Raw genomic sequence first — 23,845 nt, 5'->3', positions numbered from 1 at the left:
CGGTGTCTGTGCGCCAGTATGCGCAGCAAGCCCAGGGCCGGGAAATCACGCCGCTGGGGTAACCCGATAGGGGTAGAGGCATGACACTTTCATTAGACGACATCGCGTGGCACCGCTCGGTCGGGCAACTGATCGACGCCTTGGACAAGCCCAATTTCTGGACGCAGCTGGTCCGTTTGCTGGATCAGTACGTACCCTTCGACAGTTGGGTGGCACTGCTTTTCAGCGCCGATCAACGCCCGCAGGTTTTTGCCGAATGCCCGGGCGCGGATGGCAGCCCCGATCAGTTGTTCCAGGACTATCTGCGCGGGTTGTACCTGCTCGATCCGTTCTACATCGCTTGTCGCGAGCAGTCGCGCACCGGGCTGTATCGCCTGTCGGAAGTGGCACCGGAACATTTCGAGTTGACCGAGTATTACCAGCGTTACTTTCGCCTGAACGTTGTATCCGACGAAGTCCAGTTCAATTGCCAGCTCGAAGGCGATCGCACGCTGTGCCTGTCGTTGGGCAGCAAGCAGCGGTTCAGTGGCCAGCAGCTTGCCTTGCTGTCGCTGATCCAGCCTTGGGTGCTCGGCCTGTTGCGCCAGCGCCTGCCTTACGAAATCAACGAAGTGGTGGCGCTGGCGCCAGCGCCACCGCAGGTCGACTGGCGCGTGCAGTTGGAAGCGTCGGTGCAACAGCTCAAAGGCACACAGTTGACCGCACGGGAACTGGATGTCGGACGCTTGATGCTCAGTGGTTGCTCAAGCAAGGAAATCGCCCGCAAGCTGGAAATCTCTGCCGAAACCGTGAAAGTCCATAAAAAACACATGTACAGCAAGCTGGGGATCAAGTCCCAATCCGAGCTGTTTTCGATTTTCCTCCAGGCGCAGAATGCCTGACGTTTCCTGTGGGGCGAAGCCGAACCGCCTCCCCCACTGATTTGCACCCCACGCCTCGTATCGCTACAGTCGGCCTCAATATCCCTGGCCCACGGATGGAGCGACACGTGCTTTCAGACCTCAGACCGAATCTTAATCGCCTGTCAGCCGTTTCGCTGTTGGCTGTCGCCCTGACACTCGCCGCCTGTAAGACTCCGCTCTCCTCCACGCCTCCCTTGCCCAGCGCACCGGAGATCGCTTCCGGCTACCGCACCGATCTGCAGACTCGCCACGCAGATAAACACATGGCCGCCGCGGCGAACCCGCTGGCTGCCGAGGCTGGCCGGGAAATGTTGCGGCGCGGCGGCTCGGCCATCGATGCGGCGATTGCGATGCAAGCGGTGCTGACGCTAGTGGAGCCGCAGTCTTCCGGCATCGGCGGCGGTGCGTTCATTGTGCTGTGGGACGGCAAGGCGGTGCGCACCTATGACGGTCGCGAAACCGCCCCGGCCGGCGCCAGCGAAAAGCTGTTCCTTCAGGCCGACGGCAAACCCATGCCGTTTACCGCCGCGCAGATCGGCGGACGCTCGGTGGGCACGCCGGGCGTGTTGCGGGCGCTGGAGCTGGCCCACCGCAAGCATGGCCGCCTCCCGTGGGCGACGTTGTTCGAACCGGCAATTGCCCTGGCGGACCAGGGTTTCAAGATTTCTCCACGGTTGCACTCGATGATCGCGGCCGATGCTTCGTTGCCAGGCTCGCCCGACATGGCCGCGTATTTCCTGAACGCCGATGGCAGCCCCAAGGCCGCCGGCACATTGCTGAAGAATCCGGCATTGGCTCGTGTCTTCAAACGCATTGCCAGCGAAGGGCCGAATGCCTTGTATGAAGGGCCAGTCGCCGAAGAGATCGTCGCCAAGGTCCAGGGTCACGCCAACCCCGGCAGCCTTTCACTGAAAGATCTCAAGGGCTATGCCGCCCGGGAACGTGCGCCGTTGTGCACCGACTACAAACGCTGGCAAGTCTGCGGGATGGCGCCACCGTCGTCGGGTGGAATCGCCGTGGCACAGATCCTCGGGACGCTGGAAAGCCTCGAACATCGTGACGCCCGCTGGGCACTCGCGCCGTTGAAGCCGCACACGTCCGACAAACCCGCCGGCATCGAGCCCGCACCCGAAGCGGTGCACCTGATCGCTGAAGCTGAACGCCTGGCCTACGCCGACCGCGCCCTGTATGTCGCCGACTCGGACTTTGTCCCGGTGCCGGTCAAAGGGCTGGTCGATCCGGGCTACCTGGCCAGCCGCGCCAACCTGATCGGCCCGCGCAGCATGGGCGTAGCCAAACCCGGGACGCCGCCGGGCATCCAGGTTGCCTACGCGCCGGACCGTTCGCCGCTGCGCATTTCCACCTCGCAAGTGGTGGCGGTGGATGACCAGGGCGGCGCCGTGTCGATGACCACCACCGTGGAATCGGCGTTCGGATCGCATCTGATGGTCCAGGGTTTCATGCTCAACAATCAGATGACTGACTTTTCGTTCATACCCGAAGAAAACGGGCAGAAAGTCGCCAACCGCGTCGAACCCGGAAAACGCCCGCGTTCGTCCATGGCGCCGACGCTGGTGTTCGACCGTCAGAATGGCGAACTGCTGGCTGCCGTCGGTTCTCCAGGAGGCTCGCAGATCATCGAATACGTCGCCAAGTCGGTGATCGGCCTGCTGGACTGGAACCTCGATCCGCAAGCCGCTATCAACCTCCCCAATTTCGGCAGCCGTAATGGCGCGACCGAGCTGGAACAAGGGCAGTTCAGCCCGGCGCTGGTCCAGGCCTTGAAAGACAAAGGCCACACGGTGGGCGAAATCGACATGACCAGCGGCACCCAGGCGATTGTCCGAGTGCGTGATGCACAAGGAAAAGCCTCGCTGGCTGGCGGGGCCGATCCAAGGCGCGAAGGTCAAGCGCTGGGCGACTGATCAGGCTCGATTTGCGGCTGGTAAACCAGCAGGTCTCCAGGCTGGCAATGCAAATAGCCGCAAATGGCTTCAAGGGTCGCCAGGCGTATGCCCTTGACCTTTCCTTGCTTCAACAAGGAAAGGTTGGCCTCGGTGATGCCAATGGCGGCGGCAAGGTCCTTGGACTTGACCTTGCGCATCGCCAGCATCACATCAAGTTGAATAACAATAGGCATGGGTATCTCAAACGAAAGTTCGGTTTTCTGATTCGACTTCACTGGCCTGGGACAATATCCGGGCGATGATCGCAATGCACCCGGCAATAAACAAAGCGACAAAAGAAGGTGCGGTAATGGAGATGCTCAGTATGTGCTGGCCGGCGGGGGCATTCATCGTAACCCACAGGCTCAGCAGCGGTTCGCACAGGAAATCCAGAAACACCCATAGCGCTACTGCACGACCGGCTTTGCCCAGCAGATTGGCAGCTTCGCTGGAGAAATACTGTCCCTGCGCATAGCGGTTGAAGAGCTGCCGCAAATTGACCAACCCTGCCGCCAGCGCCAACAACGGGATACTCGACAGGAGGATCGCGCCGAGGCTTTGCCAGCCAGTCATCGACATTGCGTCCTCGGACAGACTCGACAACATACGTCGGGACAGCGAAAAACCCAGGCCGTACTCTGATTCGATATCAGGGAATAGCCAGATCACAGCGTTGATAATCATCATGGCAGCAACAAAGATCAGCGTAACGGCAGCCATGCGTTGGCTATAAAGAGCAAGGCGATTCGAAGGCATGTGTGGCTCCAACAGAACGAAAGGAGCCCAAAACATAACCAATTAATTATCAATTTACGATAATTAATTGGCGCATAACAATAATCTGAAACACATTACGTCGACAATTGATTGGCAAACTGGCTCACCGCATCCACCACCTTCTTCGCCCCATCCTGAATCTCGACGATCACGCTCCCCGCCTCGGCCGCCAAGGCCAGGCCCTGTTCGGCCTGGTGCTGGCCGTCGGTCATCAGCGCCACGGCATTGCGGGCCATGTCCTGGTTCTGGCGGACCACACCGACGATTTCATCGGTGGCCTGGCTGGTGCGCGAAGCCAGTTGCCGCACTTCATCGGCCACCACGGCGAAGCCCCGGCCCTGTTCACCAGCCCGGGCGGCCTCGATGGCGGCGTTGAGCGCCAGCAGGTTGGTCTGCTCGGCGATGCCGCTGATGGTCTTGACGATGGTGCCAATCACCAGGGATTGCTCGTTCAGCGCTTCGATGCCTTGCCCGGCGGTCTGCATGTGCCGGGCGAGGTCGCGCATCACGTCCACGGCCTGGGTCACGACGGTAGTGCCGCGCTGGGCGCTATTGTCGGTCTGCAGGGAGGTGCTGTAGGCAATGTTGGCAGCATCGGCGACGGCTTTTTCCTGATTGACCTGGTCAGTGATGTTGGTGGCGAACTTGACGACTTTGTAGAGGCGATCGTTAGCATCGACCACCGGGTTGTAGGACGCTTCCAGCCACACCTCGCGGCCGTTGCTGTCGATACGCTTGAAGCGTCCGGCAACGAACTCGCCGCTGTTCAGGCGCTTCCAGAAATGTTGATAGGCCGGGCTGTTGTATTCCTCGGGCTCGCAAAATGTACGATGGTGCTTGCCCTTGATCTGCGCCAGGCTGTAACCCATCGCATTGAGGAAGCGGTCGTTGGCGGTCAGGACGTGTCCGCCCAGGTCAAATTCAATCACCGCCGTCGAACGCACCAAGGCACCGATCAGGTTCTCATGCTCGCGGGAATTTTCGATGGTGCGGGTCAGGTCGTTGGAGTACATCGAAAAATAACGAACTCGTCCCTCAGCATTGCGCACCGGCTGAAGGATCGAGCGCAACCAGGCCTCTTTGCCATCGCCTCTTGTCAGGCGAACGGCCCCGGAGAAGTGCTCACCGCGGGTCAGCGCGGTCTTGAAACGAATCTGGAATTCATTGGACTTCAGGTAGGCCGGCACCAAGTCTTCGATGGATCGCCCTATCAGGTCTTGGCTCTTGTAATGCATATCGTCGAGAAAGTTCTGATTGACCGACTGCACCCGGCCTTCCGCATCCAGGGTCAGGCCGAGCATTTCACGGTCCAGGCTCTCTTTCACTTGCATGAGACTGGAAAGTTCTTGGCGAAGAGCAAGCAGCTCCTGCTTCAGGCGATTGTTGAACATGGCAAGCTCCGGCAGGCAGGAGAAATTCTGCTATTCCCTTTGCCATCGGCCCGGCGATCTTTTTCTAAAGAGTGCCGCCGGTCGGTCTGGAAAATAATCAGGTCGTGCTCGAACGCCGCTCCGTCTCCCATGGTCATTGGATTGTTCTATTGTTTGCGCCTGACCGCCGATGCTTCGTCGCTCCAGATACCCATAACCATAAAAAATCGAGGTAATTGCCGTGACCACCGACATTGAAGACAGCCGTTCCGCCCGCTTCGCGCTGCGCTGTTCCAGTTTTGCCGAGCGCTGGTTCCCTGACTCCTGGGTGTTCGCCGCGCTGGCGGTGCTGGTGGTCGCGCTGGCGACACAGCTCATCGGCGCCACGCCCACCGCGGCAGCCATGGCCTTCGGCGATGGGTTCTGGAGCTTGATCCCGTTCACGATGCAGATGGCCTTCGTGGTGATCGGCGGTTACGTGGTCGCCAGCTCGCCACCGGCCGTCAAATTGATCGATCGCCTGGCGCGCATTCCCAAGAATGGCCGCAGCGCCGTGGCCTGGGTCGCGCTGATTTCCATGATCGCGTCGCTGCTCAACTGGGGCTTGTCGCTGGTGTTCGGCGGCTTGCTGGTTCGGGCCCTCGCCCGTCGCGCCGACTTGAAGATGGATTATCGTGCCGCGCGGCGCTGCCGCCTATCTGGGCCTGGGAGCGGTGTGGGCGTTGGGGTTGTCTTCCTCGGCCGCTCAACTGCAGGCCAACCCGGCCAGCCTGCCGCCGTCGATCCTGTCGATTACCGGCGTCATTCCGTTTACCCAGACGATCTTTCTCTGGCAATCCGGGGTGATGCTGCTGGCGCTGATCGTGATCTCGGTAATCATCGCCTACGCCACCGCTCCCGGCCCCAACAGTGCCCGTGACGCCGCTGCCTGCGGGATCGACCCCAGTTTCAGCATCGCGGCGCTGCAACCGCGAACCCGACCCGGGGAATGGCTGGAACACAGTCCGCTGCTGACGATTGCGCTGGTGCTGCTGGCCGCCGGCTGGCTGTTCCATGAGTTTTCGACCAAGCCGGCGATCAGCGCCATTTCCGGACTCAATACCTACAACTTTTTGTTCATCATGCTCGGGGCCTTGCTTCACTGGCGGCCACGCAGCTTTCTTGACGCCGTGGCCCGCGCGGTGCCGACCACCACGGGCGTGTTGATCCAGTTTCCACTGTACGGCTCGATCGCCGCGCTGCTGACCACGGTCAAGGGCAGCGATGCGCAGACGCTGGCCCACCATATCTCGACCTTTTTCGTACAGATTGCCTCCCATGACACCTACGCCTTGTTGATGGGCGTCTATTCGGCGGTGCTGGGCTTTTTCATTCCCTCCGGCGGCGGCAAGTGGATCATCGAGGCACCTTATGTGATGCAGGTGGCCAACGATCTCAACTATCACCTTGGGTGGGCGGTGCAGATCTATAACGCCGCCGAAGCGCTGCCAAACCTGATCAACCCGTTCTACATGCTTCCGTTGTTGGGCGTGCTCGGCTTGAAAGCCCGGGACTTGATCGGCTTTTCCTTCGTGCAGTTGCTGGTGCATACGCCGCTGGTGCTGGCGCTGCTGTGGGCATTGGGGACGACGTTGAGTTATCTGCCGCCAGTGATGCCATAAAGCCATAAAAAAGGGCCGATTTTTCAATCGGCCCACTTCTTCTTCGGCTCCGTCTGTTTCAGTATGGATACACCCTGTTTCGAGGGGCCCACGCTGAAAAGGATCTGAGCATGTTCAAACTCGCCGCACTTCCTCTTGCCGCCCTGGCCTTGAGCGCCACCGCCCAAGCCGCCGACATCGACGTCAACCTTGGCAGCACCGAACGCGTCACCCGTCTCTTCGCTTATCCCAACAACTGCAACGTCATTTGTTTCCGCAACTGGACACTCGAGCAGACCGTCGAGCATTACCTGACGCAAAGCGTCCAGCGTGACGGCTACGACGCGGCCAAGGTCAGCGTCAAAAGTGACAACGGCACCGTCTATGCGAATATCAGCGGCGTGCCGAAGAGCTACGGCCAGCCGCTGAAGAACCTGCTCGATGCCGGGGACTTGGCGTACAACGGCGCCAGCAAACTCAACAATGATAAAAAATGGGCCTACAACTGGTACCTGTTCCTGCCGTTGGGCATGGCCCTGGACAACCGCAAGAGTGTCGAACTGCTGCACTTCCCGCCGGATTATTCCCTGACCCAGGCCCAGGATTACCTGGAATCGGCCACCACGGATCGCTGGGCCACGCTGCTGACCGCCAACGGTATTGCCGCGCCGAACACACCGGCTTACCAGACCATCATCGACATCGCGCCCATCGCAGCCCCGTCCAATGCCGGCAGTACGCTGGCAGGGCTCTACAGTTACTTCAACGATTACCAGACCACCATGGTCAAGCAAGTCACTCAAGGTGCCAAGGGCACGTCGTTGCCAATGGTGGCCTTCGGCGCGCCCGTCCGGGACTGGATCAAGACCCAATACGGCCAGACCGTCGCCGTGCTCGGCCTGGCAACCATCGAGCCGGCTCCGGGCGCCAAGGTTCCGGTCCTTGGTTCCAACCATCCCAGCTATATCTGGTACGCCGCTGACCCGGCCAGCTACGACGGCGACGAAGCCAAGGCAGATGCTGCGGGCTTGAAAGTGATGGGCCAGGACTTGAGCGCCGCCTGCTGGCAGGCCGGCATGGGCAGCAAGCCAGGCACCGACCCGAGCACACTCTTGAACCAGTGCACGCAAACCTGGCAGGTGACGCAAAAAGAGAAAACCTGCGAGTTGTTCTACACCTCGGTTCGTAAACTGAGCGAGGCGGACGCACAGAAGAAATGTGAGACACCGCCAGTCAAGTCGGAACTGCAACAGCTGAAAGTGCCAATGCCATTGCCCGCAGAAGCCGTATAACCCCTGACAAGCCCTCCCGTGCAAGCCTGCGCTCACACGGGGAGGCGCTTACAGCACCTGTCAGAGTTGACAGTAGAAACAACCCACGGTTTGGAGGAATCTATCGGCGTTCTCAACGACCGTTGGCAGGACGCCTGCGCTGAAAAGTCGAGTGCTTGGCACCGACAAGGACTGTCATGACCCAGTTCAAAGCTGATCGCACTGGCCCAGGGAATCGGGACTGCGTTTACCTGGAAACCCAGCTCAGCAGCCACCAGGGCTACCCCTCAATGCACGATTTTGAAGTGCACCAGACGAACGATGGGCGCGGCAACGGAATTGTCGCACGCAAGCAGTTCGCCTCCATGACGCGGATGTGCAGGGTGTCGGGACTGCTGGTCAGTCGCCGACGCCTGCACACCTTGCAGATTCTGCCGAATGTCCACATGTATGACCCACACTTCGCCGGGCTGCTGCTGCATTCATGCAACCCGAATGTCTTCCTGGACATGAGCGAACTGTGGTTATGGTCACTGACCGACATCCGCGAAGGCGATTGCCTGACGATGGACTACGCCAGCACCGAACAGAAGCTGTATCGGCAATTCGCCTGCCGGTGTGGTTCGTCCAACTGTCACGGCTGGATCACCGGATATGACGAATCGCCCAACGAGCAAGGAATGGAGTTCCTTCGGCACTGGCGGCGTCGCTGTCATCGCAACTGAAACGCCCTGTTCAGGGTGCGTCTACCGGGCGCAAGCGATACTGCGGCGGCAGTTGTTCGAAACCGCTGATCGTCGTGTCCAGGCTTTTCCAGCGTCCATCCTTGATGCCGTAGATGCAGCCGTGGATCGACAGGCTTTGTCCCCTATGCCAGGCATTCTGCACGATGCTGGTATGGCCGACGTTCGCCACCTGCTGGATGACGTTGAGTTCGCACAAGCGGTCCACGCGCTCTTCTTCGGTGGGCAGCTTGGCCAACGCATCGCGATGTTCGTAGTACAGGTCGCGAATAGAACGCAGCCAACCGTCGATCAGGCCCAACTGGCGATCCTGCATCGAGGCACGTACGCCGCCGCAGCCGTAGTGGCCCGTCACCAGGATGTGCTTGACCTTGAGCACGTCCACCGCGTACTGGATGACCGAGAGGCAGTTCAGGTCGGTGTGCAACACCACGTTGGCGACGTTACGGTGCACGAACAGATCACCCGGCAACATACCGACGATTTCGTTGGCCGGCACCCGTGCATCGGAACAGCCGATCCACAGGTATTCGGGGGTTTGCTGACGAGCCAGCTTGGCGAAGAAGTCAGGATCCTCCTGCTTGATCGCATCGGCCCAGCGTGCGTTGTTATCAATCAGATCTTGTAATTCATTCATGCTGTCCAGCCTCGATAGAGAGTGCGCAACTGTGACAGACGACCGCCGGTCGAGGTCACGTCGGCGACGCATTGGAATTCCTGGCCGCGCAGCCGGTCGACTCTTAGTAAGGCCCACAGTATGAGGAATTGCCATGAATGATTCACGACGTCCCTTCGATGCGACGCAACCGGAGCCTATCGATGACAATGAAGACCGCATGGGCTCGATGCGTGAGCTGGAATTCGACGATGACGAATACGATGCCCGGATCGGTGATGAATTGCCGGAAGATGAGCGCGAGCATCTGCTACCGGAGGAGCGTGTCCGTGAGGCCGGTATGACAGGCGCCTCGATGGATGACCGCCAGCCGACCGACGATGACATGAGCCCGGAAACCCTGATCCATGAAGACGGCGCCCGGGACGCACATGAAGCCGGCGAGGATGAACAGGCCGATTGGGACCTGAGCGTCGTTGGTGAAAACGATATTGGTGGAGGCGATGGGCTGGACGAAGCGGAAATGGCCGATATCGATCCGCTCGATGGCAAGCGTTGACTCGACCCTGTGGAGGCGAGCCTGCTCGTCCAGTTGCATTTATGTTGGATGTAGCGCCGCCATCGCGAGCAAGCTCGCTCCCACACGGGTTTTGTGGTTGACCTTAAACCTGACAAACGCCGCCAATCCCCTGTGGGAGCGAGCTTGCTCGCGATGGCGGCAGTCCGGTCGACTTAATCCACCAAGGTACACGCCATGACCACCGCATCCTCGCGCCCGCCCACAGCCGGGTAATAATCGCGCCGCCGTCCAACCTCGTTGAAGCCATAGCGCTCATAAAGCCGAAACGCCGTGCGATTGCTGTCGCGTACTTCCAGGAAGCATTCCCGGGCCTCGGCCTTGTAGGCGATCGACATCAGGTGTTCCAACAGCCGCAGGCCAAGGCCCCGCCCTTGGTTTTCCGGTTTGACCGTGATGTTGAGCAGGTGCGCCTCATCCAGAATGATCTGCACCACGCCGTGACCGACCTGCTGCTCGCCTTCGAACATCAGCCAGATCTGGTATTTGCCCAGCCCATCAAGAAATATCCCCCGGGTCCAGGGGTGGCTGTAGGCTGCATATTCAATCTTCAGCACAGCGTCGAGGTCCGCCTCGGTCATCGGGCGGAACGATACAGCGTCACTCATTCGATTCTTTCCAGCGCGCCATCAGCCGGCGCATGGCTTGCCAGACGTCAGCCTTGTGCCGTGGCGTTTCCATTAAAAGTTCCAGCCCGGGCAACGCCCAGGCCGAGCCCAGGCCTTCGACCTGCAGTTCGCGGTTGAACGCCTCGGCATCCGCCTCGCCGGCAAACCTCACCGCCGGCAAGCCGATCAGCCACAGGCACACGCAGGGTTCGTCTTCGAGCCGCGCCGAAACGAATCCCTGGACGAAATCCCGCGCCGCCTCAGGCCCCTGATCCATCGTGCCCCGTGACAACAGCGGCCAGCGCACCGGTTCACCGATGATCTGCGGGCTGTCCGGCAGGCCGGCGGCGCGCAGCATGTCCTTGAGCAGCAGGTAAGCGGGATCGCGGCTTTGGAACGGATCACCTGTGGGTAATTCCACCAGTAACAGGCAGCGCCCGGCGCGCAGCAACTGCAGGGCGAAGCGCGGCGGCGGTACGTGGGCAACCTTGACCGGGGCCGGCGTTTCGTCGGCCTCTTCTACCGGTTTGGCATTCGTACGGGTCGAGGCCAGGCTCGGACGCGGAACTTCGATTTTCGGCCGCTCGGCGACAGGCGCCACCGGTTCGGCAACGGTCTTGGCCGCAGGCGCCACTGGTGCCGGCGCGATCGCCACCGGCTCAGGCGCTTCCAACAGCTCAGGCCGCGACGGGGCGGCAAAGGGCAATTCGGTACGCGGCAGCCAGTTGACCACCTGCATGGCGGTCAGATAGGCGCGGCGACGAGACTCGATAAGCAAGGGTCGGCCACTTGTGGATAACTGAAAGTGGCAGCGATTCTACCGCCCTTCGACGCGGATCGCTTCCCTGTCGCTTCATTAGTTGTTCAATACACGACGACAGTCCGTCCAAGGGGTGAATCGCAACCGGCCCGATGCAGTACAATCGCCGCTTTTAATTGCCAACCCGACGGCCATTGCGATGATCGAACCCAAGCGCGTCTTGCGCGCCCTCGCCGAACACTGGGCATTGCTGGAACCTTTGTGCGAGCACTTCGACCAGGGCACCCTGAGCCTCAACGAATTGCGTTCACAGCTGGCCGCCCAACAACTGGACAGCACGCCCCAGGACATCACCAACCTGCTGGACGTGTGGATCCGCCTGGACATCCTCGTGCCGGTGGCGAAAAGCCCGAACCGTTTCGAGCTCAACGCCCAGATCCATGATTTCCTTGCATACCTGCGCCGCGAACACCGCCTGGGCCTGTGCCTGGAGATCGAAGCGTACCTGCGCCACCTCGAGCGCCTGGCCGGCTACATCCAGGACGCCTTCGACGTGCGCGACGGCAACGACCTGGCCCGCCAGTTGCGCCTGCTGGACATGCGCGTGCGCGACGTCCTCAAGAAACTCGCCAACGACGAACAGGCGTTGGTCGCCGTCGCCGAACGGGCCAAGACCAGCGACCGGCAGATCCCGCTGCGCCAGCGCTATGCCGAAGTGCTGGCGACCTGGGACGAATACGTCGAGCCGATGATCCAGTTGGTGAACGCCGACGGCGCCTTCGAGCAAGGCGTGCGCAAGGTCGAGAATGTGCTGTTGCGCATGCTCACCGAACAGCAGCGCCTCGGTCACCTGGTGGACGACGACATGTTGCTGCGCACCCACGCGCGCATCCTGGAAATGCAGACCAGCGCCCAGCTGACCCTGCGCCATGCCCGGGAACTACTTCTGCCGCTGCGCGAAGAGGCTCGCCGCCACAACGCCGTGACCCGTGGCGCCGCCCTGGCCCTGGCCGCCATTCGCCGCAAAGGCATCGACGCCGTGCCACAAGCGGCCATGCCGCTGTTCACCCGGCCGCAAAGCACCTTCCTGGGCAGCGCCAGCCAGGTTGAAGCCTACGTCTATGCCCTGGCCCGCTTCGAACCGAAACCGGCGCGCTTCCCCAAATCCCACAAGACTCACAAGGGTGGCGAAGCCCCGCGTGCACCACGCACCGTGCGCGAGATGGTCGAGCGTTGCGAAGACGCCCTGCCGATGCCGGACTTGATGACGTGGCTGCTGGAGCAGGAACCGGACGGCGCCACCGACGAATTGCTGTACTGGTTCTCGCGCCTGTCGCGGGAAAAACGCTTCAAGCGCGAGCGTCTGGAACGCCGCGACTACCATACTCACGAGCATCAGGTCAGCCTGCGCTCCTTCGCCCTGCTCTCGGCCGGCGACACCGCCACCGAGGATTCTGCGAGCATCCCCCATGCATCTTGATCTATCCGAACTGTCCCAGCTGGCGCCGATCTTCCGCGAGCTGTTCAAGGGGTATCACGTCAGCCGCCGCGACCCGGAGCTGTACGCCCAACTGTCGAACTTCCAGGACCAGTACCGCACGCTGTTCAAGGCCTTGGGCTTCGAGCTGGTGTGCGACACCCGTGGCTTCTACTACTTCGTGCCGGACCTGGCCGCCGCCGCGGTGAACAAGACTGCCCAGCGCCTGGCCCTGTTCACCTTCATCCTGGTCGAGCACCTGGCCGACCAGGGCCGCGACCCGATCGCCGTGCTCGACGGCGGCAGCCTGGGCCGCGATGAGCTGCCTTCGCTGCTGGAGAAATACCGCGACCTGTTCATCCAGGCCGAGGTACAGACCCAGGAAGAGCTGGAAGAAAAAATCATGCGCCGCATGACCCAACTGGGTTTTGCCAGCGAAGAAAACGGCGTGTACCGCTTCCTGCCGCCGATGCATCGCTTCCTCGACGTCTGCCTGTCAGTCCAGCAGGACCGCGACCTGGCCGCCAGCCTGCACAGCGTATTGCCGCTGCCGGCGCCAGTGCTCATCGATGAAGACAGCGACGAAAAACTGCTGCAGACCGATGATCCGCTGGACCTCAGCGAATTTGAAGGTGAAAGCGAAGAAGACGCACTGGCCCGCGCCATTGCAGAAGAACAGGAGACCGACGCATGAGCAAGGAACGCTACGGCATCCGCCGCTTTGCCCTTTTGAACACCGCCGGCTACAGCCTCGGTTTGTTTCCCCTGGAAGAACCGCTGTCGGTGTACGGCGCGAACAACCTCGGTAAATCCGCCTCGATCAATGCCTTGCAGTTCCCGATCCTGGCGCGCATGTCTGACATGAGTTTCGGCAAGTACAGCCTTGAACAATCCCGGCGCTTCTACTTTGCCTCGGACACCAGCTATATCCTCGTGGAAGTCGCCCTGCCCCATGGCCCGCACGTGATTGGCGTGGTCGGCCGCGGCCCTGGCGGCGGTTTCGGTCACCAGTTCTTTGCCTATGCCGGCAAACTGGACCTGGCCCATTATCAGAAGGACGACACCTGCCTGCGGCAGAAAGAACTGTTCACCAACTTGGAACGCGAAGGCCTGAAAGCCTACGAACTCAAGCCGGATGAACTGCGCCGCCTGCTGGTCGGTGGTCACACCTCGATCCCGCTGGACCTGACGCTGATCCCGCTGCGCTCCACCAGCGAGCAAAGCCTCAAGACCTTCCGCGCCCTGTTCATCAACCTGCTGCATATGCGGGAAATCACCGCGGCCAAACTCAAGCAACTGTTCCTCGATGCGTTCGAGCACAGCCTGCGCTCGGGCAGCGTGGACTACATCGCCGCGTGCGAAGAAGCCTTCCGCGACGTACGACGCATGGAGCAGGACTACAACTCCCTGGTGGCCGCCGGTCCGCTGGTGGAAGCCCTGGCCAATGGCGTGAAGCAGCGCGATATCCTGCGCGGCAAATTGCATCGCCTCTCGCCGCTGCTCGACTCGCTGCTGGGCACTTGGTCGGACTACGCCAGTGCGCGCAAGGAAGAGCTGACCATCCAGGCCGAGCACTACCGCAACGAGCAGGATTCGCTGCAGAACGACCAGCGCGGCGGCACCCAGGAGCTGATGCGCCTGGAGCGGGAAATCAGCGGCATCCAGCGCTGGATCGGCGAACTGTCGGTGCTCAAGAACCGCTTTGCCCTGGTGGATGACGTTAAGGTGCTGGAACAGGCATTGCTTGCCGCCAAGGACGCCCACGACGAATTGGCCGGCGCCTTGGCCCAGTCCCGGCAATTCAGTGCCGAAGATTTGGAAGAGCGCCTGCGGGACCTGGAAAAGCGCCTGAAGTCGGTCAAGCAACAACTCGATCACGCCGACAACAACAGCTACGCCCGTCTGCGGGAAGAATTCTCCCAGCAGGACGTGGAACGCCTGATGCGCCTGTTCAACAGCGCCCTGTTCAGCCTGCCGTTGGGCGAGCACGGTATCGCGCTGGACGAGAATGGCGACTGGGTCAAATCCATGGAGCTGATCCTCGACGGCTTCAAGGGCGAGCGTTTCGAAGTGCCGGGCCTGTCCATCGACCTGTCCCACATCGAGCCTCCGGCCCTGCAAGCCTTGGCCGACCGTGCCGCGCTGCGTGACCAGAAAGAGCGTCTGGAAAAAGAACTCAAGCAGCTCAAGACCCAACAAGCCGTGGCCGCCGACCGCGCCGCGAGCAAGACCCAGACCGAGGCGCTGTACCAGCAGGTCCTCGATGCCCAGAAAGCCCTGGAAGATTTCCGTCGCACCCAGACCTTGAGCGCCGAAGAAGGCGAGAAACTCGAGCAACTGGCGCAGATGGAAGCCGCCCAGGACGAGCTCAAGCGCTCCAGCGATGCCTTCACCGAGCGCGTCCAGCAATTGTCCGCCAAGTTGCAATTGGTGGGCCGGCAGATCGCCGACATGGAAGCCAAGCAACGCACCCTCGACGACGCCCTGCGCCGTCGTCAATTGCTGCCGGCGGACCTGCCGTTTGGCACCCCGTTCATGGACCCGGTCGACGATTCCATGGACAACCTGCTGCCGCTGCTCAACGACTACCAGGACAGTTGGCAAGGCCTGTTGCGGGTCGACGGCCAGATCGAGGCGCTGTACGCGCAGGTGCGCCTCAAGGGCGTGGCCAAGTTCGACAGCGAAGACGACATGGAGCGGCGCCTGCAACTGCTGATCAACGCCTATGCCCACCGCACCGACGAAGCCCTGACCTTGGGCAAGGCGCGCCGTGCGGCGGTGACCGACATCGCCCGGACGCTGCGCAACATCCGCAGCGACTACGACAGCCTCGAGCATCAACTGGCGCTGTTCAACCGCGAGATCAACAAGCGCCAAGTGTCCAACCTGCAGAGCTTCCGCATCGTCCTGGCGCCGAACAAGGAAGCGCTCAAGCACATCGACCAGATCATCCACAGCGCCGGCCAGTACGAGGAGGGCGAGACGCTGTCGGTATTCGACCTCAGCCAGAGCGCCGAGCAGGACAACAAGAACGAAGAAGCCAAGGAATACCTGGCGCGGCTGGTGGCGGCGAACCACAACCAGCTCGGCCTCAAGGACCTGTTCGAACTCGCATTCGAGATCACCAAGGTCAACGGCCAGCCGGTGATTCATACCGACATCGACGGCGCGGCGTCCAACGGCACCACCATGACCATCAAGGCGCTGACCAACATGTACTTGTTGCTGCACCTGATGGACCGCGAACAGGCCGGCCGCGTACGCCTGCCGTACTACCTGGACGAAGCGGCGGACATCGACGAGAAGAACCAGGCGGCACTATTGGAGACCAGCCTGCAGTTGGGCTTCGTGCCGATCCTGGCGAGCGTGAAGCCGCAGGTCTGCGCCAGTGTCGCCATCGACCTGGAAGGCGGCAGCGGCCCGAACGGCATCTACATCGATGAAGCGGACTGGAAGTACATCCGTCGTCACGATGCGGTGAAAGCTACGATGAATGTACAGGCCGATGAGCCGGAGCTGGATTCGGTGTGATGTGATTAGCTGGATGTGAAAAGGCCGCGATCCAATGGATCGCGGCCTTTTTGTTGCAACAAGCTTACTTGCCGAGACTGATCTTCGGCGCCCAGGTCAGCCATTCATCTTCGAACTTGTCGAACAGCGGGAACGTCTGCTCCGGCCTGGCCGGGTTACCCATCCGCTCGCCATCCGGCGTCGCAAAAGCAATACCGCCCTGGATCAGCGTCTCCAACGACTCGGTCCGCACCGTCGCTCCCTTGAACAGTCCGAAATCCAGACCGAACCCGCTGCTGTTCCAGAAACGCGTACCGCTACGCACCAGTGGCGCGTACTTGGGTTCTATCAGGATGTGGATAAGCACCCGGTCCGCCGTCTGGCCCAACTCGTAGCCCGTCACTTTGCCTACCGTAATCTCGCGGTAAGTCACTGGCACGCCAATCTTCAACGACCCCCGTCGAGCAGCGCTCAACACCAAGCTCAAGCCGGCCTCCGGGATGGCACTCTCGGGTGGTTCGGCCAAGGCTACGAAGTTTTTCTGCGGCCCGAGGTTTTTCACGGCAGGCTGCACTTCGATGTACTGGCCGGTCACCAGGGTTTCCAGGTTCGAGGTCTTCATCAAACCCAACTCCGGCTTGACCACCCAGAACTGAGTCCCGGTGCGGGCGATACGCTCAGGCACTTCGGTGATGCGTGCGGTGACCAGCACCGACTGCATGTCGGCGCTCAGGTCCACGCCTTCAATCTTGCCCACATCCAATCCCTTGAACCTGATCGGTGTACCGCTGCGCAACCCGTCGGCGCGATCGACCTTGATCGTCACAACGGTGCCCCTCTGCTGCGCGGCTTCGCGGTCCGCATGCAAACGGAACCGTGGGATGCGCCTTTTCAGCGGCACGTTCGGCTCCGGTGTTTCGAAAGCGATGCCACCGGCCATCAAGCTTTGCAGCGATTCGCTCTTGACCTGGATCCCGCCCGTCAAACCACCCGTGAGCGTGACGCCGCTGGCGTTCCAGAATCGCGTCGAACCGTTGACCAATCCCTCATATTCCTTCTCGATATGCACACCGATGATCAGTTGTTTCTTCTTCCGGGAAAACTGATAGCTCTGCACCGATCCGACCTTGACCTGCTTGTAGAGAATAGGACTGCCGACCTCCAACGAACCGAGATTCTCGGTCAACAAGACCAGATGCAGCCCGGGTGAACGCAGATCCAGCGGCGGCGCCTTCGCCCTGGCCTCAAACTCGCGCTGAGGGGCGCCGCCCTTGTCGCCGGGTCGCACCGCGATGTAGTTACCTTTCACCAGCGCTTCCAGGCCTGTGATACCCGCCAGGGAAATCGACGGCTTGACCACCCAGAACTGAGCACCGGCCACTAGGTAATCTTCGGCCAACGGATCGAGCGTCAGCTCTGCGCTGGCACTGGCCAGGTCAGGATCGACTTTCAACGTCTTCAAGCTACCGACCTGGATGCCCTTGTACATCACCGGCGTACGGCCAGCCTGCAGCCCTTCGAAGTCACTGAGCTTGACCTTGACGCGGATCCCGGCAGCGGCCGCATCGAAATCCTCGTACAGGCGAAACGGCAGGCTTGGGTCGGTGGGAGGGCTGTCCTTGCGGTTCTCCGGCGTGGCGAATGCGATACCCCCGGCGACGATGCTGGCCAAGGATTCGCTACGTACCTTGACCCCCGACAGGTTGGCATCGATGCTGATGCCGCTGGCATTCCAGAACCGCGTGTGTTTGCGGACCAGGCTGGCGTAGGTCGGCTCGATGAAAACCTTGATCTCTACAGTGCGTTGGTCTTCGGACAGTGAGTAACTTTTCACCTGGCCGACTTGGATCTGCTTGTAAAATACCGGACTGCCACGGTCCAGCGAGCCCAGTCGGTCGGCTTTGATCGTCAAGTGCAACCCCGGTTTGGCGTCCGACAACGGTGGCTCTTCGGCCAAAGCCTTGAACTTGCGGGTCGATTCACCCTCCCCAGGACTGATCGCAACATAGTTGCCTGAAACCAGCGTCTCCAGTCCGGTAATCCCTGCCAGGCTCACGCTTGGCTTGACCAGCCAGAAACGGGTGCCGGTCTTGAGGTATTGCTCGACATCCTTGTTCATCTCGATGGTTGCAATGACGCCCTTCGAGTTGCCTTCATCGTCGAGCGTGAGGTCTTTCACTTTGCCGACCGTCATGCCTTTGTAGACGACCTCGGTCTTGTTGACCTGAATACCCTCACCGCTTTCAAAACGCACATTGATTTCGATACCGGTATCGTTGTAAGCCCGCCAGCCGAGCCAGCCGCCGATGATCAAGGCGATCAGTGGCAATACCCAGATGGCCGACCAGTTCGAAGCCGGTCGGGTTTTAGCGGTAGGCAAATCATTCATGGTCGTCATCCGACTCCGTGTTATCCCAAATCAGTCGGGGATCAAAAGTTACTGCGGCAATCATCGTGAGAATCACCACACTGGCAAATGCGATGGCACCGAGACCGGCTTCGACACTGGCCAACCTCCCGAAATTCACCACGGCCACCAGGATGGCGATTACGAAAATATCCAGCATCGACCAGCGGCCGATGAACTCGATAAAACGGTACATGAGGATGCGCTGGCGCGCGGACATGGGTTGGTGACGTTGCACGGAAAAAAGCAACAAGGCGATGCCCACCAGCTTGAAGGTGGGCACAACAATGCTGGCAACAAACACCACCGCAGCAATCGGGATCATGCCGTGCTGAACCAGTTCGATGACCCCGGACATGATGGTGCTGGGCGCACCTTGGCCCAACGAGTTGATCGTCATGATCGGCAGGACATTGGCGGGAACGTAGACGATCGCTGCCGTGATCAATAGCGCCCAGGTCCGCATCAGACTGTTTGGTCGACGAGGGTGGATTCGGGCACCGCAACGGGTGCAAGTCTGTTTATCAGCGCCCGATTCCTGTCGATTCAATTCATGACACTCCGTGCAAATCAGGATGCCTGCATCAATTGCTCGCATGGGTATCCCCTCCTGACAATGCCTGCCAGATCTGATGCGGTGACATCACCACCTCCAGCCAGACCTGAACCAGCAACAAGCTGACAAAACACACCAGGCCCAGTCCCACGGTAATCGCCGCCATATCCGCTAGCTTGACGATGGCAACCAGCACGCCCATGAGATAAACCTCGAGCATCCCCCAGTCCCTGAGATGGTGATAAATGCGATACAGCAACAAGCCGTAACTTCGTCCGATGTTCCAGCGAATGGTCAGCAGCACAACCAACTGGCAGAGCAGCTTAAGCAGTGGGATCCCCATGCTGCTGAGGAAAACCACCACCGCTACGCCCTGCATCCCTGTATCGAACAGACCGACCACGCCGCTCCAAACGGTGTCCTGGGAGGATTGCCCGAGTAAATTGAGCTGCATGATGGGTAGGAAATTTGCCGGTATGAACAACAGCAGCGCGGCGATAACCAGAGCGAGACTGCGCTCCACTACATTGTGCCGGTGAGCGTAGAGCTCATATCCACAGCGAGGGCATTCGGCTCTTTCGCCATGGGCCAGCTTAGGCTTGCGCATCAACAGATCGCATTCATGACACGCGACCAGATCGTCCAGCGGCAGATCTGACAACCTATCAACGTCTGACGAATCGGGCATAAAGCGCTCTGGCTCAACTTAGGTGCGGCTATTCTAGTGCTCCAGCTCGAAAATAACTGTGCAAATTTATTACGAGCTTTCGCAGGCTTTTATAACGAGCAAAACAAAACCCCTACCTGCGTCAGCAGATAGGGGTTTCGGAATTTAATCTTGACGATGACCTACTCTCACATGGGGAAACCCCACACTACCATCGGCGATGCATCGTTTCACTTCTGAGTTCGGGATGGGATCAGGTGGTTCCAATGCTCTATGGTCGTCAAGAAATTCGGGTACTGAGTCGTGGCCTCGCGGCCTCGCTTCAGCAAATTGGGTATGTGACAGCTTTCGGTGTTTGGTGAGTTTCGAACTTTCGGTTCATCTCGTCTTCACACACCGCAATCTGGCCTCTTTCGAGTCTACAGATTGCTTGGGTGTTATATGGTCAAGCCTCACGGGCAATTAGTACAGGTTAGCTCAACGCCTCACAGCGCTTACACACCCTGCCTATCAACGTCGTAGTCTTCGACGGCCCTTCAGGGGACTCAAGGTCCCAGTGAGATCTCATCTTGAGGCAAGTTTCCCGCTTAGATGCTTTCAGCGGTTATCTTTTCCGAACATAGCTACCCGGCAATGCCACTGGCGTGACAACCGGAACACCAGAGGTTCGTCCACTCCGGTCCTCTCGTACTAGGAGCAGCCCCTCTCAAATCTCAAACGTCCACGGCAGATAGGGACCGAACTGTCTCACGACGTTCTAAACCCAGCTCGCGTACCACTTTAAATGGCGAACAGCCATACCCTTGGGACCGGCTTCAGCCCCAGGATGTGATGAGCCGACATCGAGGTGCCAAACACCGCCGTCGATATGAACTCTTGGGCGGTATCAGCCTGTTATCCCCGGAGTACCTTTTATCCGTTGAGCGATGGCCCTTCCATACAGAACCACCGGATCACTAAGACCTACTTTCGTACCTGCTCGACGTGTCTGTCTCGCAGTCAAGCGCGCTTTTGCCTTTATACTCTACGACCGATTTCCGACCGGTCTGAGCGCACCTTCGTACTCCTCCGTTACTCTTTAGGAGGAGACCGCCCCAGTCAAACTACCCACCATACACTGTCCTCGATCCGGATAACGGACCTGAGTTAGAACCTCAAAGTTGCCAGGGTGGTATTTCAAGGATGGCTCCACGCAGACTGGCGTCCACGCTTCAAAGCCTCCCACCTATCCTACACAAGCAAATTCAAAGTCCAGTGCAAAGCTATAGTAAAGGTTCACGGGGTCTTTCCGTCTAGCCGCGGATACACTGCATCTTCACAGCGATTTCAATTTCACTGAGTCTCGGGTGGAGACAGCGCCGCCATCGTTACGCCATTCGTGCAGGTCGGAACTTACCCGACAAGGAATTTCGCTACCTTAGGACCGTTATAGTTACGGCCGCCGTTTACCGGGGCTTCGATCAAGAGCTTCGCGTTAGCTAACCCCATCAATTAACCTTCCGGCACCGGGCAGGCGTCACACCCTATACGTCCACTTTCGTGTTTGCAGAGTGCTGTGTTTTTAATAAACAGTCGCAGCGGCCTGGTATCTTCGACCGGCGTGGGCTTACGCAGCAAGTGCTTCACCCTCACCGGCGCACCTTCTCCCGAAGTTACGGTGCCATTTTGCCTAGTTCCTTCACCCGAGTTCTCTCAAGCGCCTTGGTATTCTCTACCCAACCACCTGTGTCGGTTTGGGGTACGGTTCCTGGTTACCTGAAGCTTAGAAGCTTTTCTTGGAAGCATGGCATCAACCACTTCGTCACCCAAAGGGTAACTCGTCATCAGCTCTCGGCCTTGAAACCCCGGATTTACCTAAGATTTCAGCCTACCACCTTAAACTTGGACAACCAACGCCAAGCTGGCCTAGCCTTCTCCGTCCCTCCATCGCAATAACCAGAAGTACAGGAATATTAACCTGTTTTCCATCGACTACGCTTTTCAGCCTCGCCTTAGGGACCGACTAACCCTGCGTCGATTAACGTTGCGCAGGAAACCTTGGTCTTTCGGCGTGGGTGTTTTTCACACCCATTGTCGTTACTCATGTCAGCATTCGCACTTCTGATACCTCCAGCAAGCTTCTCAACTCACCTTCACAGGCTTACAGAACGCTCCTCTACCGCATCACTTACGTGATACCCGTAGCTTCGGTGTATGGTTTGAGCCCCGTTACATCTTCCGCGCAGGCCGACTCGACTAGTGAGCTATTACGCTTTCTTTAAAGGGTGGCTGCTTCTAAGCCAACCTCCTAGCTGTCTAAGCCTTCCCACATCGTTTCCCACTTAACCATAACTTTGGGACCTTAGCTGACGGTCTGGGTTGTTTCCCTTTTCACGACGGACGTTAGCACCCGCCGTGTGTCTCCCATGCTCGGCACTTGTAGGTATTCGGAGTTTGCATCGGTTTGGTAAGTCGGGATGACCCCCTAGCCGAAACAGTGCTCTACCCCCTACAGTGATACATGAGGCGCTACCTAAATAGCTTTCGAGGAGAACCAGCTATCTCCGAGCTTGATTAGCCTTTCACTCCGATCCACAGGTCATCCGCTAACTTTTCAACGGTAGTCGGTTCGGTCCTCCAGTCAGTGTTACCTAACCTTCAACCTGCCCATGGATAGATCGCCCGGTTTCGGGTCTATTCCCAGCGACTAGACGCCCTATTAAGACTCGCTTTCGCTACGCCTCCCCTATTCGGTTAAGCTCGCCACTGAAAATAAGTCGCTGACCCATTATACAAAAGGTACGCAGTCACCCAACAAAGTGGGCTCCCACTGCTTGTACGCATACGGTTTCAGGATCTATTTCACTCCCCTCTCCGGGGTTCTTTTCGCCTTTCCCTCACGGTACTAGTTCACTATCGGTCAGTCAGTAGTATTTAGCCTTGGAGGATGGTCCCCCCATATTCAGACAAAGTTTCTCGTGCTCCGTCCTACTCGATTTCACTTCTAAGATCCTTTCGCGTACAGGGCTATCACCCACTATGGCCGCACTTTCCAGAGCGTTCCGCTAAAATCAAAGAAGCTTAAGGGCTAGTCCCCGTTCGCTCGCCACTACTAAGGGAATCTCGGTTGATTTCTTTTCCTCAGGGTACTTAGATGTTTCAGTTCCCCTGGTTCGCTTCTTGCACCTATGTATTCAGTACAAGATAACCATCTTATGATGGCTGGGTTCCCCCATTCAGACATCTCCGGATCAAAGTCTGTTTGCCGACTCCCCGAAGCTTTTCGCAGGCTACCACGTCTTTCATCGCCTCTGACTGCCAAGGCATCCACCGTATGCGCTTCTTCACTTGACCATATAACCCCAAGCAATCTGGTTATACTGTGAAGACGACATTCGCCGAAAATTCGAATTTCTCAACTAAGAGAACTCACAAATTTTACCTTAGCCTGATCCGTTACCAGTGAAAGTAACGTTCAGTCTATCTTTCTATCACATACCCAAATTTTTAAAGAACGATCTAATCAAAAGACTAGAAATCAACATTCACCATCACCTTGATGGAATGCTCATTTCTAAGCTTTCAGAAGCAGTTTATGGTGGAGCCAAGCGGGATCGAACCGCTGACCTCCTGCGTGCAAGGCAGGCGCTCTCCCAGCTGAGCTATGGCCCCATTACAAAATTGGTGGGTCTGGGCAGATTCGAACTGCCGACCTCACCCTTATCAGGGGTGCGCTCTAACCAACTGAGCTACAGACCCAATTTCGAGCTTGTAACTGTTAGCTGTGAGCTATCAGCTTGGAGCTTAAAGCTGCTTCTATCGTCTTCTTCAATGAATCAAGCAATTCGTGTGGGAGCTCATGAAGCAGCTGCGGTCGTCGATTAAGGAGGTGATCCAGCCGCAGGTTCCCCTACGGCTACCTTGTTACGACTTCACCCCAGTCATGAATCACACCGTGGTAACCGTCCCCCCGAAGGTTAGACTAGCTACTTCTGGTGCAACCCACTCCCATGGTGTGACGGGCGGTGTGTACAAGGCC

16 protein-coding genes, 2 tRNA genes, 3 rRNA genes and 3 pseudogenes (1 of these 24 running past the window's edge) are annotated in these 23,845 nt (G+C 59.0%); 9 read left to right on the top strand and 15 right to left on the bottom strand.

Annotated elements, in window-relative coordinates:
* Nucleotides 1-80 precede the first annotated feature (80 nt).
* Nucleotides 81-881, top strand: a complete 801-nt coding sequence (locus AB4N42_RS08040) for a helix-turn-helix transcriptional regulator (protein WP_181289754.1) — start codon at nt 81-83, stop codon at nt 879-881.
* A 107-nt stretch (nt 882-988) separates the two neighbouring features.
* Entirely contained in the window at nt 989-2,827 is a 1,839-nt protein-coding gene (ggt, locus tag AB4N42_RS08035; RefSeq protein WP_431144508.1) for a gamma-glutamyltransferase, read from the top strand.
* Here the strand turns inward: ggt and AB4N42_RS08030 are convergent.
* From AB4N42_RS08030 to AB4N42_RS08015, 4 genes and pseudogenes are all read right to left on the bottom strand, one after another.
* Nucleotides 2,809-3,042 carry a helix-turn-helix domain-containing protein gene (locus AB4N42_RS08030; RefSeq protein WP_258648279.1) on the bottom strand — a complete coding sequence of 78 codons (234 nt, stop codon included), beginning with the start codon at nt 3,040-3,042 and terminating at the stop codon, nt 2,809-2,811. The two genes, ggt and AB4N42_RS08030, sit on opposite strands and share 19 nt — an antisense overlap.
* A 7-nt stretch (nt 3,043-3,049) precedes the next feature.
* The gene (locus tag AB4N42_RS08025) at nt 3,050-3,604 is read right to left on the bottom strand and encodes a DUF2975 domain-containing protein (protein WP_217860336.1); all 555 of its coding nucleotides are present in this window, start codon (nt 3,602-3,604) and stop codon (nt 3,050-3,052) included.
* A gap of 95 nt (nt 3,605-3,699) precedes the next feature.
* Nucleotides 3,700-4,131 (bottom strand): annotated as a pseudogene (locus AB4N42_RS08020) (methyl-accepting chemotaxis protein); the annotation flags it as partial.
* Between the two features lie 108 nt (nt 4,132-4,239).
* A pseudogene (locus AB4N42_RS08015) lies at nt 4,240-4,926 on the bottom strand (PAS domain-containing protein); the annotation flags it as partial.
* A gap of 310 nt (nt 4,927-5,236) precedes the next feature.
* Here AB4N42_RS08015 and AB4N42_RS08010 point away from each other — a divergent pair.
* The 3 genes and pseudogenes from AB4N42_RS08010 to AB4N42_RS08000 all read left to right on the top strand — a co-directional run bounded on the left by AB4N42_RS08010 (nt 5,237) and on the right by AB4N42_RS08000 (nt 8,631).
* A pseudogene (locus tag AB4N42_RS08010) lies at nt 5,237-6,656 on the top strand (short-chain fatty acid transporter).
* Between the two features lie 110 nt (nt 6,657-6,766).
* Nucleotides 6,767-7,927, top strand: coding sequence for a hypothetical protein (locus AB4N42_RS08005; RefSeq protein ID WP_323155796.1), 1,161 nt, complete (start codon nt 6,767-6,769; stop codon nt 7,925-7,927).
* A 176-nt stretch (nt 7,928-8,103) separates the two neighbouring features.
* Entirely contained in the window at nt 8,104-8,631 is a 528-nt protein-coding gene (locus tag AB4N42_RS08000) for an SET domain-containing protein (protein ID WP_217860340.1), read from the top strand.
* A 10-nt stretch (nt 8,632-8,641) separates the two neighbouring features.
* On the opposite strand, the gene can is transcribed toward AB4N42_RS08000, so the two are convergent.
* Nucleotides 8,642-9,286 (bottom strand): carbonate dehydratase, encoded by a 645-nt coding sequence (gene can / locus AB4N42_RS07995; protein WP_181289760.1) that lies wholly within the window; start codon nt 9,284-9,286, stop codon nt 8,642-8,644.
* Between the two features lie 133 nt (nt 9,287-9,419).
* Between can and AB4N42_RS07990 the strand changes: the two genes are divergently transcribed.
* Nucleotides 9,420-9,824, top strand: a complete 405-nt coding sequence (locus tag AB4N42_RS07990; RefSeq protein WP_217860341.1) for a serine kinase/phosphatase — start codon at nt 9,420-9,422, stop codon at nt 9,822-9,824.
* A 173-nt stretch (nt 9,825-9,997) separates the two neighbouring features.
* Here the strand turns inward: AB4N42_RS07990 and rimI are convergent, their stop codons facing one another.
* Together rimI and AB4N42_RS07980 are read right to left on the bottom strand one after the other, a co-directional pair.
* Nucleotides 9,998-10,450, bottom strand: a complete 453-nt coding sequence (gene rimI / locus AB4N42_RS07985; RefSeq protein ID WP_039594544.1) for a ribosomal protein S18-alanine N-acetyltransferase — start codon at nt 10,448-10,450, stop codon at nt 9,998-10,000.
* Nucleotides 10,443-11,228, bottom strand: a complete 786-nt coding sequence (locus AB4N42_RS07980) for an energy transducer TonB (protein WP_258648283.1) — start codon at nt 11,226-11,228, stop codon at nt 10,443-10,445. Before AB4N42_RS07980 ends, rimI begins: the two co-directional genes overlap by 8 nt.
* Before the next feature lie 181 nt (nt 11,229-11,409).
* On the opposite strand from AB4N42_RS07980, the gene mksB reads away from it, so the two are divergent.
* From mksB to mksF, 3 genes are read left to right on the top strand one after another with little or no spacing between them, the layout of a single operon-like run.
* Nucleotides 11,410-12,690 (top strand): Mks condensin complex protein MksB, encoded by a 1,281-nt coding sequence (gene mksB / locus AB4N42_RS07975; RefSeq protein ID WP_217860343.1) that lies wholly within the window; start codon nt 11,410-11,412, stop codon nt 12,688-12,690.
* Nucleotides 12,680-13,381, top strand: a complete 702-nt coding sequence (gene mksE, locus AB4N42_RS07970) for an Mks condensin complex protein MksE (protein WP_014340217.1) — start codon at nt 12,680-12,682, stop codon at nt 13,379-13,381. Before mksB ends, mksE begins: the two co-directional genes overlap by 11 nt.
* Entirely contained in the window at nt 13,378-16,218 is a 2,841-nt protein-coding gene (mksF, locus tag AB4N42_RS07965; RefSeq protein ID WP_460116057.1) for an Mks condensin complex protein MksF, read from the top strand. Before mksE ends, mksF begins: the two co-directional genes overlap by 4 nt.
* A gap of 64 nt (nt 16,219-16,282) precedes the next feature.
* Here mksF and AB4N42_RS07960 read toward each other — a convergent pair whose 3' ends face one another.
* The 8 genes from AB4N42_RS07960 to AB4N42_RS07925 all read right to left on the bottom strand — a co-directional run.
* Nucleotides 16,283-18,586, bottom strand: coding sequence for a PqiB family protein (locus AB4N42_RS07960; protein ID WP_258648286.1), 2,304 nt, complete (start codon nt 18,584-18,586; stop codon nt 16,283-16,285).
* Nucleotides 18,579-19,202 carry a paraquat-inducible protein A gene (locus tag AB4N42_RS07955; RefSeq protein WP_217860346.1) on the bottom strand — a complete coding sequence of 208 codons (624 nt, stop codon included), beginning with the start codon at nt 19,200-19,202 and terminating at the stop codon, nt 18,579-18,581. Before AB4N42_RS07955 ends, AB4N42_RS07960 begins: the two co-directional genes overlap by 8 nt.
* A complete protein-coding gene (locus AB4N42_RS07950) occupies nt 19,189-19,848 on the bottom strand; it encodes a paraquat-inducible protein A (RefSeq protein WP_217860347.1) in 660 nt (219 codons plus the stop codon). The genes AB4N42_RS07955 and AB4N42_RS07950 overlap by 14 nt, the downstream gene beginning before the upstream one ends.
* 148 nt (nt 19,849-19,996) lie before the next feature.
* A 5S ribosomal RNA gene (rrf, locus tag AB4N42_RS07945) occupies nt 19,997-20,112 on the bottom strand.
* Between the two features lie 156 nt (nt 20,113-20,268).
* Nucleotides 20,269-23,160, bottom strand: a 23S ribosomal RNA gene (locus tag AB4N42_RS07940).
* 242 nt (nt 23,161-23,402) lie between these two features.
* A tRNA-Ala gene (locus tag AB4N42_RS07935) sits at nt 23,403-23,478 on the bottom strand.
* A gap of 10 nt (nt 23,479-23,488) precedes the next feature.
* Nucleotides 23,489-23,565, bottom strand: a tRNA-Ile gene (locus tag AB4N42_RS07930).
* A gap of 123 nt (nt 23,566-23,688) precedes the next feature.
* Nucleotides 23,689-23,845: ribosomal RNA gene (locus AB4N42_RS07925) — 16S ribosomal RNA — on the bottom strand (it continues 1,380 nt past the right edge of the window).
* Together the 16S, 23S and 5S rRNA genes with 2 tRNA genes alongside form the textbook arrangement of a ribosomal RNA operon.

It is taken from the genome of Pseudomonas sp. H2_D02, assembly GCF_054677635.1.
This window is presented reverse-complemented; position numbering and strand designations above follow the sequence as displayed.

Excerpts from the sequence above, each read along its gene's own strand:
- AB4N42_RS08040 (WP_181289754.1), top strand. The coding sequence starts at position 81 with ATGACACTTTCATTAGACGACATCGCGTGGCACCGCTCGGTCGGGCAA.
- AB4N42_RS08030 (WP_258648279.1), bottom strand. The coding sequence starts at position 3,042 with ATGCCTATTGTTATTCAACTTGATGTGATGCTGGCGATGCGCAAGGTC.
- AB4N42_RS08025 (WP_217860336.1), bottom strand. The coding sequence starts at position 3,604 with ATGCCTTCGAATCGCCTTGCTCTTTATAGCCAACGCATGGCTGCCGTT.
- AB4N42_RS08005 (WP_323155796.1), top strand. The coding sequence starts at position 6,767 with ATGTTCAAACTCGCCGCACTTCCTCTTGCCGCCCTGGCCTTGAGCGCC.
- AB4N42_RS08000 (WP_217860340.1), top strand. The coding sequence starts at position 8,104 with ATGACCCAGTTCAAAGCTGATCGCACTGGCCCAGGGAATCGGGACTGC.
- can (WP_181289760.1), bottom strand. The coding sequence starts at position 9,286 with ATGAATGAATTACAAGATCTGATTGATAACAACGCACGCTGGGCCGAT.
- AB4N42_RS07990 (WP_217860341.1), top strand. The coding sequence starts at position 9,420 with ATGAATGATTCACGACGTCCCTTCGATGCGACGCAACCGGAGCCTATC.
- rimI (WP_039594544.1), bottom strand. The coding sequence starts at position 10,450 with ATGAGTGACGCTGTATCGTTCCGCCCGATGACCGAGGCGGACCTCGAC.
- mksB (WP_217860343.1), top strand. The coding sequence starts at position 11,410 with ATGATCGAACCCAAGCGCGTCTTGCGCGCCCTCGCCGAACACTGGGCA.
- mksE (WP_014340217.1), top strand. The coding sequence starts at position 12,680 with ATGCATCTTGATCTATCCGAACTGTCCCAGCTGGCGCCGATCTTCCGC.
- mksF (WP_460116057.1), top strand. The coding sequence starts at position 13,378 with ATGAGCAAGGAACGCTACGGCATCCGCCGCTTTGCCCTTTTGAACACC.
- AB4N42_RS07960 (WP_258648286.1), bottom strand. The coding sequence starts at position 18,586 with ATGAATGATTTGCCTACCGCTAAAACCCGACCGGCTTCGAACTGGTCG.
- AB4N42_RS07955 (WP_217860346.1), bottom strand. The coding sequence starts at position 19,202 with ATGCGAGCAATTGATGCAGGCATCCTGATTTGCACGGAGTGTCATGAA.
- AB4N42_RS07950 (WP_217860347.1), bottom strand. The coding sequence starts at position 19,848 with ATGCCCGATTCGTCAGACGTTGATAGGTTGTCAGATCTGCCGCTGGAC.